The sequence below is a fragment of the Campylobacter sp. CH278 genome, assembly GCF_004378845.1.
GTDB classification, from domain to species: Bacteria; Campylobacterota; Campylobacteria; order Campylobacterales; family Campylobacteraceae; genus Campylobacter_D; species Campylobacter_D jejuni.
The window spans coordinates 13,106-28,026 of sequence record NZ_RYXZ01000005.1 but is presented as its reverse complement, the minus strand read 5'-3'; the positions used below and the strand labels follow the sequence as shown (position 1 = coordinate 28,026).

Annotated in this window: 12 protein-coding genes and 2 pseudogenes; 13 read left to right on the top strand and 1 reads right to left on the bottom strand. The window is 30.6% G+C overall.

All coding sequences use genetic code 11. From position 1 onward, the window contains the following. Positions 1–11: 11 nt before the first annotated feature. Positions 12–848, top strand: coding sequence for an SPOR domain-containing protein (locus tag ELQ04_RS05150; protein WP_002895449.1), 837 nt, complete (start codon positions 12–14; stop codon positions 846–848). Beyond that, on the top strand, positions 845–1,633 hold the full coding sequence (locus ELQ04_RS05145) for a shikimate dehydrogenase (RefSeq protein ID WP_044778134.1): 789 nt from the start codon (positions 845–847) through the stop codon (positions 1,631–1,633). Before ELQ04_RS05150 ends, ELQ04_RS05145 begins: the two co-directional genes overlap by 4 nt. 74 nt (positions 1,634–1,707) lie before the next feature. On the opposite strand, the gene ELQ04_RS05140 is transcribed toward ELQ04_RS05145, so the two are convergent. After that, positions 1,708–2,607: a membrane lipoprotein lipid attachment site-containing protein gene (locus ELQ04_RS05140; RefSeq protein WP_002938175.1), complete on the bottom strand. Its 900-nt coding sequence runs from the start codon at positions 2,605–2,607 to the stop codon at positions 1,708–1,710. A gap of 89 nt (positions 2,608–2,696) precedes the next feature. Between ELQ04_RS05140 and lgt the strand changes: the two genes are divergently transcribed. The 11 genes and pseudogenes from lgt to ELQ04_RS08965 all read left to right on the top strand — a co-directional run bounded on the left by lgt (position 2,697) and on the right by ELQ04_RS08965 (position 14,874). Further along, the gene (gene lgt, locus ELQ04_RS05135) at positions 2,697–3,512 is read left to right on the top strand and encodes a prolipoprotein diacylglyceryl transferase (RefSeq protein WP_002854600.1); all 816 of its coding nucleotides are present in this window, start codon (positions 2,697–2,699) and stop codon (positions 3,510–3,512) included. Positions 3,513–3,580: 68 nt separating this feature from the next. Further along, the gene (locus ELQ04_RS05130; protein WP_002854660.1) at positions 3,581–4,363 is read left to right on the top strand and encodes a fumarate reductase cytochrome b subunit; all 783 of its coding nucleotides are present in this window, start codon (positions 3,581–3,583) and stop codon (positions 4,361–4,363) included. Next, a complete protein-coding gene (locus ELQ04_RS05125; RefSeq protein ID WP_002938179.1) occupies positions 4,347–6,338 on the top strand; it encodes a fumarate reductase flavoprotein subunit in 1,992 nt (663 codons plus the stop codon). The genes ELQ04_RS05130 and ELQ04_RS05125 overlap by 17 nt, the downstream gene beginning before the upstream one ends. Beyond that, entirely contained in the window at positions 6,331–7,056 is a 726-nt protein-coding gene (locus ELQ04_RS05120; protein ID WP_002938180.1) for a fumarate reductase iron-sulfur subunit, read from the top strand. The genes ELQ04_RS05125 and ELQ04_RS05120 overlap by 8 nt, the downstream gene beginning before the upstream one ends. A gap of 27 nt (positions 7,057–7,083) precedes the next feature. Continuing rightward, the gene (locus ELQ04_RS05115) at positions 7,084–9,270 is read left to right on the top strand and encodes a dynamin family protein (protein WP_002938182.1); all 2,187 of its coding nucleotides are present in this window, start codon (positions 7,084–7,086) and stop codon (positions 9,268–9,270) included. Continuing rightward, positions 9,260–11,089, top strand: coding sequence for a dynamin family protein (locus ELQ04_RS05110; protein WP_002938184.1), 1,830 nt, complete (start codon positions 9,260–9,262; stop codon positions 11,087–11,089). The genes ELQ04_RS05115 and ELQ04_RS05110 overlap by 11 nt, the downstream gene beginning before the upstream one ends. Further along, on the top strand, positions 11,089–11,793 hold the full coding sequence (locus ELQ04_RS05105) for a tetratricopeptide repeat protein (RefSeq protein ID WP_044778133.1): 705 nt from the start codon (positions 11,089–11,091) through the stop codon (positions 11,791–11,793). Before ELQ04_RS05110 ends, ELQ04_RS05105 begins: the two co-directional genes overlap by 1 nt. 135 nt (positions 11,794–11,928) lie before the next feature. Then, entirely contained in the window at positions 11,929–12,657 is a 729-nt protein-coding gene (locus ELQ04_RS05100) for a gluconate 2-dehydrogenase subunit 3 family protein (RefSeq protein ID WP_002926572.1), read from the top strand. Position 12,658: 1 nt separating this feature from the next. Next, positions 12,659–14,380, top strand: a complete 1,722-nt coding sequence (locus ELQ04_RS05095; protein ID WP_002894673.1) for a GMC family oxidoreductase — start codon at positions 12,659–12,661, stop codon at positions 14,378–14,380. A 170-nt stretch (positions 14,381–14,550) separates the two neighbouring features. Next, positions 14,551–14,646: pseudogene (locus ELQ04_RS08870) on the top strand (hypothetical protein); the annotation flags it as partial. 20 nt (positions 14,647–14,666) lie between these two features. After that, positions 14,667–14,874: pseudogene (locus ELQ04_RS08965) on the top strand (hypothetical protein). Positions 14,875–14,921 lie beyond the last annotated feature (47 nt).

Here is a 14,921-nt window from a genome sequence, read left to right as displayed (position 1 = left end):
AAGGACAAATTATGGAAAATCAAAAAAATGAATTTGATGATATTATTTTAGAAAAAAGTAATAAAAGTGAAAAAGTAAAAAAAATTCTTTTACGAGTTATTGCTTTAGTTATTTTGTTTTTAGCTATTATGATAGTTATGAAGCTTATTAATGGTAGTGGTGATGAAAATACGCAAAATCAAAGTGTATTGCCAAGTGAACCTATAGCAACTCAAGACAATAACAATGATACTTCTTTTGAAAGTATGCCAATTACAGATAATACTTCAGCAGAAGATCAATTTGAGGCATTAAGAAAACAATTTCAAGATGAACAAAATACAACTCAAAATACAACAACCTCTAGTTCAAATAACAATGATACTACAAATTTTGCTATGCCTGATCAAGAAGTTCCAGCAGAACCAACAGCAACTGCTTCAGAAAATACCACTCCACAAGCAAGTACTCCTAAACAAGAAGTAACACAAACTGCAAAACCTAAAGAAGAAGCAAAAAAACAAACAGCTGTAAAAAAAGAAAAAGAAAGTGCAAAACAAACCCCTAAAAAAGAACAAAATGCAAATGATTTATTTAAAAATGTTGATGCTAAACCTGTACATCCAAGTGGTTTAGCATCGGGTATTTATGTGCAAATTTTCTCAGTAAGTAATTTGGATCAAAAATCAAAAGAACTTGCTTCTGTAAAACAGAAAGGTTATGATTATAAACTTTATAAAACTACAGTTGGAGGTAAAGAAATTACCAAGGTTTTAATAGGACCATTTGAAAAAGCAGATATTGCAGCAGAACTTGCTAAAATCCGTAAGGATATTGCAAAAGATGCTTTTTCTTTTACTTTAAAATGAAATTTTTAGCAGTTATAGGCGATCCTATTTCTCACTCTAAATCGCCTAGAATGCATAATAATGCCATCAAAGCCTTAGGACTTGATAGCATTTATACATGCTATCATTTAAGAAATGCTAACTGTTTAAGAGAAGATTTTTTTAAATTAGGACTTAGTGGAGCTAATATTACTTTGCCTTTTAAGGAAAAAGCTTTAGATATTGCTGATGTGAAGGATGATTTTGCTAGAAATATTGGCTCTGCAAATACTTTATGCTTAAAAGAAGATAAAATTTACGCTTATAATACTGATGCTTTAGGTTTTTTAGAAGCTATTAAGGATTTTGATAATATAAAAAAAGCTTTGATTTTGGGTGCTGGAGGTACAGCTTTGGCGCTTGCTTATGTATTAAAACAAAAAGGCGTAGAAGTGTATATAGCTAATCGTAGTAAAGAAAGATTTAAAGATTTTTTAGCTTATCCAACTTATCTTTATAAAAACTTGCAAGATTTTGACTTTGATTTGGTTATAAATTCAACTTCTGCTGGATTAAAAGATGAAAATTTACCTTGTGATAGAGAGCTTTTAGATAGAATTTTGCCTAAAGCTAAATTTGCTTTTGAGGTAATTTATGGCAGAGAAACACCTTTTTATAGATTGTGTAAAGAGTATCATTTAAAAATTAAAGATGGACTTGATATGCTTTTGTGGCAAGGAGTTTTTGCTTTTGAGCTTTTTTTTGAAATACGAGATAAAAGAGAGATGATAAAAAATGCAATGCAACAGGCATTGATTTTAAAGTAGAATGATAGTTATTTTTCTTGTATAAGAAAATCTTATTTTTTGTGTGAGAAAGTTTAATTTTCCCACAAGTTTTATCATTCAAATATTTCCACCCCATCTTGATTTTTACTTTGATTATTTTGATTTGTTGAAGATGGATTTGTAGGAATATTTTGCGTAGGTGTGTTTTCAATTGTATTATTTTGATTAGAATTTGTTTGAGGTAAGCTTTCTTCAAAGGTGGCATCGCCATCAAAACTATTAAAACCACTGTTTGTATTAGGTATAGTTTTGCCTATGTCTGTTGCTTTTGGAAGATTGTTATAAAGTGTATTTAATGTATTTTTATAAAAAGCTAAAAAACTTTTATCAATTTCAAAAGCAGGTTGCTCTAAACCTTTATTAAGTTGAGTTGGTACGGTGGAGATAGTAGTTTTAAACATATTAACCCCATCATCATTTTTAATAGGATAGTTAAGCGCAACTAAAGAATCCAGTTTGGTGCTGCTTGAAAGATTGGTTGAATTTTGTGGATTGTGTGCATCTATAAAATCTATTTTACCTTTAAAATTTATACCTAAATTGGATTTTACATAATCTCCACTCATAAAATTGCTTGTTTTTTGTGCATTTTTTTCTTCCGTATAAATACTGATTGAACTTTTAAGAGTGTAGTCTGGATTAGTAGTAACTATTTTATAGCCTTTTAGTTGAGCGATGGTTTTGATCTGCTCTTCTAAATTTCGTTTTAAAAGATCAATTTCTTTTTCTATGCGAATTTTAATCACTGAATTTTCAAAATAATCAGAATAATTGTTATTTTGTTCTATATTAATAGGCTCAAGAGCAATGCTTACTCCAGAATCAATAGGTTCAACCTTTGTTGGAACTTGGGGTTTAAAATTTGGCATAGAAACATTGACAAAATTACTGCTTGTACCCCCACAAGCTGCTAAAATTAACATACTACTAGCAAGTAAAATATATTTTTTCATTTTTTACCTTTATTTAATGTGTTTGTGTTAATTATAGCAAGTTAAAGTTTTTTTGTTATATTTTTATAAAAGAAAATTAGGAAAGATATATGGAATTTTGGCAGCATATTTATTCAAATTTTAATGTTATAGCTTTTAGCATCTTTGGTTTAAAGGTGCATTGGTATGGCATTATGTATGTTATAGCTTTGCTTTTGGCTTTGCTTTTGGCTAAATTTTTTGTAAGAAAATTTCAACTAGACATTAATGAAAAACATTTGGATAGTTATTTTATATGGGTTGAAATAGGGGTTATTTTAGGTGCAAGGCTTGGATATATTTTGATTTATGATGCAAATACTATGTATTATATTACTCATCCTTGGCAAATTTTTAATCCTTATATTAATGGTGAATTTGTAGGTATTCGAGGTATGAGTTATCATGGAGCAATTATAGGATTTTTGATAGCTACTTTATTGTTTTGTAAAAAATATAAAACAAATCCTTGGATTTTTCTTGATTTGGTTGCTTTAAGTGTTCCATTGGCTTATGTTTTTGGTCGTATAGGAAATTTTTTAAATCAAGAGCTTTTTGGTCGCATTACAAATGTGCCTTGGGGAATTTATGTTGATGGAGTATTGCGCCATCCATCGCAACTTTATGAAGCATTTTTAGAAGGTATTGTTGTTTTTATTATAGTTTATTTAGCAAGATTTAAGCAAAGCTTTCAAGGGGAATTGATTCTTGTGTATGCTGGTGCTTATTCATTGGCAAGATTTATATGTGAATTTTATCGCGAGCCTGATTTTGGTATAGGTTTTGTTTTATGGGGTATGAGTATGGGACAAATTTTAAGTTTTATAATGTTTATAACAGCTTTGTTAGTTTATATTTGTATAAAGTTTAAAAAAGTAAATATTTAATCTATCTTAAAGACTTTTGTAATATAATGAAATGGATTTTTTTAATTTCTTTTTACAAAGGAGTAAAGATGCGTGAGCTTATCGAAGGTTATTTGGGTAAGAGCATTGAGGGCAAAAAAAGTAAAATGCCTGCGAAATTAGACTTTATCCAAAGTGCTTCAGGGCTTTTTTTAGGTCTTTTTATGTGGGTGCATATGCTTTTTGTTTCTACAATTTTAGTCAGTGAGGATTTTTTTAATTCTGTAGTGCATTTTTTAGAATTAAAATTTGTTTACGATAATCCTGTTATGAGTTATCTTACTTCATTTTTAGCCGCCTGTGTTTTAGTGGTTTTTTTCGTTCATGCTTTACTTGCAATGAGAAAATTTCCTATTAATTACCGTCAGTATCAAATACTAAGAACACATAGTAAAAAAATGAATCACAGCGATACTTCATTATGGTGGGTTCAAGCTTTTACAGGTTTTATTATGTTTTTCTTAGGTTCTGCTCATCTTATTTTTATTGTAACCAATGCAGATAAAATCAGCGGCGATATGTCAGGAGATAGGGTTGTAAGTCATTTTATGTGGCTTTTTTATGCTGTTCTTTTAGTCTGTGTTGAACTTCATGGAAGTATAGGGCTTTATAGACTTTGTGTTAAATGGGGTTGGTTTGAAGGAAAAAATGTAAAAGAAAGTCGCAAAAAGCTTAAAACTGCTAAATGGATAATCAGTATTTTCTTCCTAGTTTTAGGTGTGTTAAGTCTTGCAGCATTTATAAAAATAGGTTATGAAAACTACCAAAATCAAACCCAAACTACTGCGATGATAAAAAACTACAATGGAGCAAATTATGAATATACAATATAGCGATGCTTTAGTAATAGGCGGAGGATTAGCAGGTCTTAGAGCGGCTATTGAAGTAGCAAAGAGTGGCCAAAGTGTAACACTTTTAAGTATTTGTCCAGTGAAGCGTTCTCACTCTGCAGCGGTGCAAGGAGGTATGCAGGCAAGTTTAGCAAATGGGGCAAAAGGTGAGGGTGATAATGAAGATCTTCACTTTGCAGATACAGTAAAGGGAAGTGATTGGGGCTGTGATCAAGAAGTAGCAAGAATGTTTGCTCAAACTGCACCAAAAGCAGTGCGTGAACTTGCAGCTTGGGGTGTGCCTTGGACTAGAGTTACTAAAGGTCCAAGAACTGTTGTAATCAATGCACAAAAAACTGTGATTGAAGAAAAAGAAGAAGCGCACGGGCTTATTAATGCTAGAGATTTTGGTGGAACTAAAAAATGGAGAACTTGCTATATCGCAGATGCAACAGGGCATTGTATGCTTTATGGTGTAGCAAATGAAGCTATTAAACATCAGGTAAAAATCATTGATAGAATGGAAGCAGTAAGAATTATCCATGATGGTAAAAAATGCTTAGGTGTGATCGCTAGAGATTTAACTAATGGACAACTTATTGCTTATATTGCAAGAGGAACCATGATAGCAACAGGGGGCTATGGTAGAATTTATAAACAAACTACAAATGCGGTAATTTGCGAAGGAACGGGTGCAGCCATCGCTCTTGAAACAGGGCTTTGCAGACTTTCAAATATGGAAGCAGTGCAATTTCATCCAACTCCTATTGTACCAAGCGGTATTTTGCTTACTGAAGGTTGTCGTGGTGATGGTGGAATTTTGCGTGATGTGGATGGATATCGTTTTATGCCTGATTATGAACCAGAGAAAAAAGAACTTGCAAGCCGTGATGTGGTAAGTCGTAGAATGATGGAGCATATTCGTAAAGGCAAAGGTGTAAAAAGCCCTTATGGGGATCATTTATGGCTTGATATTTCTATATTGGGTCGTGCTCATGTGGAAAAAAATCTCCGCGATGTACAAGATATTTGCAAAACTTTCAATGGTATTGATCCAGCAGATGAAGGTTCAAAAGGTTGGGCGCCAGTTCTTCCAATGCAGCATTATTCTATGGGTGGAATTAGAACTAAACCAACGGGTGAAAGTCAATGGTTAAACGGACTTTTTGCTTGCGGAGAAGCAGCTTGCTGGGATATGCACGGATTTAATCGTTTAGGTGGAAATTCATGTGCTGAAACTGTTGTAGCAGGTATGATAGTGGGAGATTATTTTGCTGATTATTGTAAAAATAATGGTGAAGTAATTGATACAAATGTAGTAAAAGACTTCTTAACTAAAGAGTATCAATATTTAAAATCTTTAGTAGATAAAGAAGGTAAGCATAATGTTTTTGAAATCAAAAACAGAATGAAAGAAATCATGTGGGATAAGGTAGCCATCTTTAGAACAGGTGAAGGTTTGAAAGAAGCAGTAGATGAACTTGAAAAACTTTATAAAGATTCTCAAGATGTTAAAGTACATTGTAAAGAACTTGATTGTGCAAATCCAGAGCTTGAAGAAGCGTATAGAGTGCCAAGAATGTTAAAAATAGCACTTTGTGTAGCTTATGGAGCGCTTTTAAGAACAGAAAGTCGTGGGGCGCATTATAGGGAAGATTATCCAAAAAGAGATGATTTAAATTGGATGAAAAGAACCAATACTTTTTGGGTGGAAGGTGAAACTTTGCCACGAGTAGAATATGAAGAGCTTGATATTATGAAAATGGAAATTCCACCAGCATTCCGTGGATATGGAGCTAAAGGAAATATTATAGAAAACCCTTTAAGTGAAAAACGCCAAGCTGAAGTGGATGCTATCCGTGAAAAAATGGAAGCTGAAGGCAAAGGTCGTTATGAAATTCAAAACGCTTTAATGCCTTATGAATTACAAGCTAAATATAAAGCACCAAACCAAAGAATAGGAGTTGATTATGAGTAGAAAATTGACAATAAAGGCATTTAAATATAATCCTTTAAGCAAAATTTCTAAACCACATTTTGTGACTTATGAGCTTGAAGAAACTCCTTTTATGACGGTTTTTGTATGTTTGACTTTAATCCGTGAAAAAATGGATGCGGATTTGAGTTTTGACTTTGTTTGTCGTGCAGGGATTTGTGGATCTTGTGCGATGATGATTAATGGAGTGCCAAAACTTGCTTGTAAAACTTTAACTAAAGATTATCCTGATGGAGTGATAGAGCTTATGCCTATGCCTGCATTTAGACACATTAAAGATTTAAGTGTGAATACAGGCGAGTGGTTTGAAGACATGTGTAAGCGTGTTGAAAGCTGGGTGCATAATGAAAAAGAAACTGATATTTCTAAACTTGAAGAACGCATTGAGCCAGAAGTTGCGGATGAAACTTTTGAACTCGATCGTTGTATAGAGTGTGGAATTTGCGTAGCTTCTTGTGCAACTAAACTTATGCGTCCAAATTTCATAGCTGCTACAGGACTTTTAAGAACAGCTAGATATTTGCAAGATCCGCACGATCATAGAACTATAGAAGATTTTTATGAATTAGTAGGTGATGATGATGGTGTTTTTGGTTGTATGTCATTGCTTGCTTGTGAAGATAATTGTCCTAAAGAATTACCTTTACAAAGTAAAATCGCTTATATGAGAAGACAACTTGTCGCTCAAAGAAATAAATAAATCTTTCCCCTTTTTAAGGGGAAGATTATGAAAGAATTATTCCAAAAAATTTGGCAAAATGAACTTCAATTTTTAAATTTTGATGCTAAATTTCAAGATAAAAGCAAGCTTGATACGGCCGAGTGTGCGATTATTTTAAGTGTCAATAAAGACAATTATGAAAGATATTTTCTCTTAAAAGAATTTCAAGAGCTTTGCAAAAAAATTGATTTAAGAGTGGATATTTTTAGTATACAAAATGCTCAAATTTGTATTTTAAATCTTTTTAAATCAGGCTTTATTCCAAAGCAAGATTTACTTAAGGCTCTAAAAATTTTAGAAAAAATTTCAAAAAATGCTGAAATATTTGATTTTATTTCGCAAGAAAAAGTTCAAAATATAGATCAAAAAGCTTTATTTCAAAATGATTTTAAAGAATTAAACACCATTAATTTAGAGCTTCAAAAGCTAAGTTTTGATGAAAATTTAAAATCAAGACTTCAAAAAACTTTGGAAAAATTTCAAAATTTAGAGTTTAATATAGCCATCACTGGCGTGATGAATGCAGGAAAATCAAGTCTTTTAAATGCTCTTTTAAAAGAAGATTTTTTGGGGGTTTCAAACATACCTGAAACAGCTAATTTAACAGTATTAAGCTATGGCAAGAGTGAAGAAGCAAAGATATATTTTTGGGATAAAAAAGAATGGCAAAATATACTTGAAAGTTCGCACTTTAATGTAGATTTAAAAGAATTTATTGATAAGCTGGATAAGAGTGTAAATATAGAGGATTTTATCAAAGATAAACCTTTAATACAAAATATCGCACTTTGTGAGCTTAAAAATTTCAGTTCTGCTAAAAATAAAATTTCAGCTTTAATTAAAAAAATAGAAATTAAAAGTCATTTAGAATTTTTAAAAAATAATATTTCTATAGTTGATACTCCAGGGCTTGATGATGTTGTAGTTCAAAGAGAAATTGTTACAAATGAGTATCTTAGAGAAAGTGATTTTTTAATTCATTTAATGAATGCTTCTCAAAGCTTGACTCAAAAAGATGCAGACTTTTTAGTGCGCTGTCTTTTAAATTCAAGGCTGAGTAAGTTTTTAATTGTTTTAACTAAAGCGGATTTGTTAAGCAAAAAGGATTTAGAAGAAGTTATTGTTTATACCAAAGAAAGCTTAAAATCAAGACTTGTGGATTTAGATGAAAATTTGGTGGAAAAGATTGATTTTTTATGTGTGAGTGCTAAAATGGCAAGTGATTTTTATAAGGGTTTAGCGCCTAAGGAGAGTTTGCAAAAAAGTGGTATGCAAGAATTTGAAAACTATCTTTTTAACGAGCTTTATGCAGGAGAAAAAAGTAAGATTGCCTTAAGAGCTTACAAAAAAGAATTGCATTTAGAACTTAAAAATATTCTAAGCGAATATGAAATGCAAAATCGTCTTATTAAGGAAAATAAACAAGGTGTAAGCGAAGAAAATCAAAAACTTTTACTTGAACTTCAAAAGCAAAATACCTTGTTAAAAGAAGCACAAGATGAAATTTCAAATTCAATTGTAAAACTTAAAAATATAGATAGTGGTATAGATAATCTTGTTTTACTTTTGGCTAAAAAATTAAAAGAACGCTTGATAGATGAGTTTAAATATTTGAAAAATAATGCACAAAAGCTTAATCTTTCTCGTATTTTAAATATAGTTGATATTACCACAAAAGATGGGATTAATGATATTTTAAGAGAAATTAAATTTGAAAATATTAAAAAAATCGAGGAGCTTAAAACAAATTTATCTTTAAAATATGATTTTTTAAAAGATGATTTTGATAATGGTTTCGAAGGTTTTAAAGATGGAATTTCAAAAAATATAGATAGTATTTTTCAAAGTGAAAAATTTGCACTTTTAAGATTGAAAATTGAAAAATTAAGCAATCTAAAATCAGATTTATATGAGCTTGAAACGAATTTAGATACGGTTATTTTTGATACTTTTAAAGAATTTAAAATGAGCGAAATTTTAAACTCTTTAAATATCAATGGAGCATTTTTTGAGTTTTTAAATGATAAATTAAAACATTATGAAAAAAATCAAAAATCAAAATTAGAAAGTCTTGAAAAAGTTTTACAGAGTCTGAAAAATCAAGATGCTAATATTTTAAATTCTTTTGAAGAAAATTTAGAAAAAATTGAAAAATTAAAACAACTTGAAATGGGGCTTTTAAATGCAGATTAATCTTTTAAATGATTTTATAAAAGCCTATGAAAATACCTATAGTGTGAGTTTTGATGATAGTTTTAAAGGGCGTATTCAAGAGCTTTGTAAGGAACTTAATGAGCCTTTTATGCACGCAAGTTTTGCTTTAGAAAATGAATTAAAAGAGCTTGTGTTTTCTTTAGATAGGAATGTTAATATCGCTATTATAGGGCAGTTTTCAAGTGGTAAATCAAGTTTGCTAAATTTGATCTTAGGGCGTGATTGTTTGCCTACGGGTGTTGTTCCTGTTACTTTTAAACCTACTTTTTTACGCTATGCAAAAGAATATTTTTTAAGAGTAGAATTTGAAGATGGAAGTGATATTATCACAAATATAGAAAAATTAGCCTTTTATACGGATCAAAGAAATGAAGTGAAACAAGCAAAAAGTTTGCATATTTTTGCACCTATTCCTTTACTTGAAAAAATCACTCTTGTAGATACTCCAGGTTTAAATGCAAATGAAAATGATACTTTAACAACTCTTGATGAGCTTAAAAATATTCATGGAGCGATTTGGTTAAGTTTAATTGATAATGCAGGTAAAAAAAGTGAAGAAGATGCCATAAAAGCAAATTTAGAACTTTTAGGAGAAAATAGCATTTGTGTATTAAATCAAAAAGATAAATTAAGCACAGAAGAGCTAAATAATGTTTTAAATTATGCAAAAAGTGTGTTTTTAAAATATTTTAATGAGCTTATTGCTATTTCTTGCAAAGAAGCTAAAGATGAGCAAAGCTATGAAAAATCTAATTTTCAATCTTTGCTTGATTTTTTAACTCAGCTAGATACAACAGCTTTAAAAGAAAAATTTGTTAAAAGAAAAATTTTAAATTTATGCGAAATTTTAGAAGATGAAAATCAACTTTTTGTAGGTATTTTTGATCGTTTATTAAATCAATTCCAAGATTATGAAAAGCATTTATTTTTGGTGTATGAAAATTTTTTAAAAGAGATTGAAATTTTAAATCATCAGATTTTAGAACAGCTTAAAAGTATTAGCGAAAGAATTTCTAATGAAATTTTTGCAAGCATTAAGGAAAAAGATGCTTATTTTTACAAAGAAAGCAAAGGATTTTTAAAGAAAGATTTATACATAAGATATGATTATAAAGCGCCTTATATTTCAAGTGACGATGCTTTTTTGGCGATGTTTTATAATAGTGATGTGATGAGTAAAGAGTTTAAAAAAATCAAAAATGAACTTTATAAATCTTTTGAAGAAATCAAGATGAAATTAAAAGATTTTATAAACATACTTGAAAGAGAAATTTTGCTTTTTAAAGCAGAATTTTCAAACATACAAAAAGATCACATTTTCCAAAGTGATAAAAATTTTAGTGAATTAAGAGCTTTTTGCAATGCAAGCGATGAGTACTTTTTGAAAGATTTTAAAGAGCTTTTATTTAAAAGTATTTTAGAACTTGATTTATTTTTTGAAAAATTAAATCTTAAGGCTTTTACAAATTATGAAAATGCTACGAAACTAAGCCTCGCATTTTTTAGTCGTAAAATCAATGAAAGCCGTGTTCTTTATGAGCTTGATAGTTCTGAATTTGTACTTTTTTATCCTAAAAAAAGTGAAATTTATGAAAGAGTTTTAAATGAATTAAATGTTTATGAGTTTGAAACTTTGCTTATTAATAAGCCTATTTTGACAAAAATTGCAAAAAATTTTTTAGAACAAAGTCAAAATTTAATCCAAGAAAAAAATAAATTTTTAGATCTTAAAAAAGCAGAACTTCAAAAAAGAAGAGCACAGATTTTAAATGTTAGAGAAAGTATAAAGGAAGATTAATGAGAATATTTTTAACTTTATTTTTATTTTTTAATTCATTATTTGCATTAAGTGAACTAGAAGAGGGTTTAAAACTTTACGAGGCAAATAAATTTGATAAAGCTTATGAAATTTTTAAAAGTCTTTGTGAAAAAGATATTTCTAAAGCTTGTTTTTCTTTAGCTTTTATGCATGAAAGTGCTAAGGGTGTGAGTAAGGATTTAAATCAAGCTTATAAATTTTACGATAAAGCTTGTAAATTGGGTTTAGCAAATGCGTGTTCTAATATGGCTTTGCTTTTGCAAAATCAAGGTTGTGAAAATGAAGCTCTTTTGGCTTTTAATAAAGCTTGCACTTTAGGAGAATCATTAAGTTGTAATAATATAGCTTTATTTTATGAAAAAGAAAAAGATGGACAAATGACCTCAAGTTTCTATAAAAGATCTTGTGACTTAAAAAATGCAAGAGCTTGTTATCAGTTAGGATCTTTATATGATAAAGGAGAGCTTGTTAAAGCAAGTGTAAAATCTGCTCTTGCTTTTTATTCTAAATCTTGCACTTTAGGTTTTGGTGAGGCTTGTTATTTGCTAGGACGCTATAATCAACTAGAAAAACAAGATCTAACAAAGGCAAAAAGATATTTTGGAATGGCTTGCGATCAAAAACATCAAGAAGCTTGTGCAGCTTATAAAGAACTTAATTCTAAAGATATAGAGCTTTATTAAAAGTTCTATTTTCATTACTTTCAAAGATATACTTAAATAAAATTAAGAATAACACAAAATTTATCGCTTTTTAAAGTTAAATTTATATTAATAGGACTAATATAGTCTTGTTTAAATTATTATCAAGGAGAAGTAATGCAAGACAATATTATTGATCGCAGAAGCTTTTTTAAACTAGGGCTTCTAGGTGGTTCTGTAGTAGCAGCTAGCACTATAGGTGGCGGTGCTGTTTTAAAGGCAGCAGAACTTACGCATTCGCATCAAGCTTCACAAGGGAAATCAAATAAAATTAGAGGTAGAATGTTTTTTCAAACTCAAACTGAATTTGATACCTTAAGTGCAGCCTGTGAAAGAATTTATCCTAAAGATGAGCAAGGAGAAGGAGCTATAGGTTTAGGCGTACCTTATTTTATCGATAATCAGCTAGCTAGTGCTTATGGTTATAATGATAGAGAATATATGAAAGGACCTTTCATGGAGGGTAAAGCTGAACAAGGTTATCAAACTCCTATGCAACGCAAAGATATTTTTTTAGAAGGTGTACATGCTCTTGAAGAAAATGCTCAAAAGCGCTATAAAAAATCTTTTTCTTTGCTTAAAGGTGGAGATCAGGATAAAATTTTAAGCGATTTTGAAAAAGGAAAAATTCAAACTACAGGTTTTAAATCTTCTTATTTTTTCACACTTTTAAGAGATATGACAGTAGCTGGAGTTTTAGCTGATCCAATTTATGGCGGAAATGATAATAAAAATGGTTGGAGAATGATGCAATATCCAGGCGCACAAATGAGCTATGTGGATAAAATTGCAAGTGATGAATTTTTTAACATTGAACCTATGAGTTTAGCAGATATGGAGAGTTAAAATGGCTGAAGTATTAAAAAAAGTAGATGTGGTAACAGTTGGAGCAGGATGGACTGGAGGTATAGTGGCTGCAGAGCTTACTAAAGCAGGTTTGAATGTACTTAGTTTAGAACGCGGACATATGCAAAGTACTGAAAATTTTAATTTTATCCATGATGAGTGGAGATATGGGATTAATTATGGTTTGATGCAAGATTGCTCAAAAGACACTGTGACTTTTCGCCATGATCCTAGTGGTTTAGCCTTACCTTATCGTAAAATGGGTTCGTTTTTATTGGGTAATAATGTTGGCGGTGCAGGGGTGCATTGGAATGGTTGGACTTTTAGGTTTATGCCTTATGACTTTGAAATTCAAACCCTAAGCAAACAAAGATATGGTAATAAATTAGGTAATGATTATACCTTGCAAGATTGGGGCGTGACTTATAAGGATATGGAGCCTTATTATGATAGATTTGAAAAAACCTGTGGGGTATCAGGTGAACCAAATCCTTTAGCGGAAAAAATGGGAGCTTTTAGATCCAGTCCTTATCCACAAGAACCTCTTGAAAATACTAAAATGCTTAAACGATTTGAAAGTGCAGCAAAAAGTTCAAATTTACACACTTATCGTTTGCCAGCTTCAAATTCTAAAGGTGGCTATACAAACCCTGATGGTCAAGATTTAGCTCCTTGTCAATACTGTGCGTATTGTGAGCGTTTTGGTTGTGAGTATGGCGCAAAAGCAAGTCCTTTAAACACAGTAATTCCAAAGGCTATGAGCACAGGTAAATACACCATACGCACTTATAGCAATGTAACGCAAATTCTTAAAAAAGACGGAAAAGTAACGGGGGTAAAATTTGTCGATACTAGAACGATGAAAGAGTATATCCAGCCTGCTGATATAGTTGTGCTTACAAGTTATATGTTTAACAATGCTAAGCTTTTAATGGTAAGTAACATAGGTGAGCAATACGATCCAAAAACAGGTAAAGGAACTTTAGGTAGAAATTATTGTTATCAAATGAATATGGGTACAACAGCTTTCTTTGATGAGCAATTTAACACCTTCATGGGTTCAGGTGCTTTAGGAACTACGAGTGATGATTTTAACGGAGATAATTTTGATCATTCTAAGGAAAAATTCCTTCATGGAGCTATGATTTATAGCGTTCAGCTTGGAACTCGCCCTATACAATCAGCCCCACTTCCAGCAGGAGCTCCAACTTGGGGTGCCGAATTTAAAAAAGCATTAAACTATAATTTCACAAGAGCTATTACAGTAGGAGGGCAAGGTGCTTCTTTGCCTCATAAGAATAATTATTTAAGTCTTGATCCAACTTATAAAGATGCTTTTGGTATGCCACTTTTACGCTTAACTTATAATTTCACCGATCAAGATAGAGCTTTGCATAAATTTATCACAGATAAAACAGCTGAGGTAGCAAAAAGAATGCAAGGAGTAAAATCAATTAAAAAAGGTGCTTATCTTAAGGATTATAGCGTTGTGCCTTATCAATCTACTCATAACACAGGTGGAACAACCATGGGCGCAGATAGAGAAACTAGTGTGGTTAATACTTATTTACAACACTGGGATGCGGATAATCTTTTTGTTGTAGGAGCAGGAAATTTCCAACACAATAGTGGATATAATCCAACTGATACTGTGGGAGCTTTGGCTTATCGCTGTGCTGAAGGTATTTTAAAATATCATAAAAGTGGAAAAAGCTTAACTTGATAATAACTTGAGAGTTTTTGAAAACTCTCAAGATTATAAATTTTTAATTTTCTTCCGATATAGTATATAATATCAAGGAAGGCAAAAATGATTAATGGTATAAATTCTTATTCAAACTACAATTACACAAAAAGGCAAATGTAGTCTGCTCTTCGAGGGTGGTATGCAAGATGATTACTTTAAGTTCTTTTAATAGATATTTTGGAAATAATCCCCTGCAGACACTTACTAAAATTAGAGATGAAAGTATTGAAAATGCAAAAATTTAAATTATAAAAAAGAAAAAATGTTAAATATTTTACATGCAAATTCAAGTCATCGTTTCCATAAATGTATGCCTAAGAAGTTCATCAAATATATGATACTTTAAAGCTTATGGAACGGCAAGAATATACAAAAAATTAGAAGCCAAAAAAGAAGAGAAGCAAAGTAATACTACAAATGTGGATAAAGCAGATAATAAAAAAGATAAATTTTTAGATATATCTGTTTAGTTTTAAAACAAAGCTTTATTTATAAGGAAGATTGGCATAAATTTTTT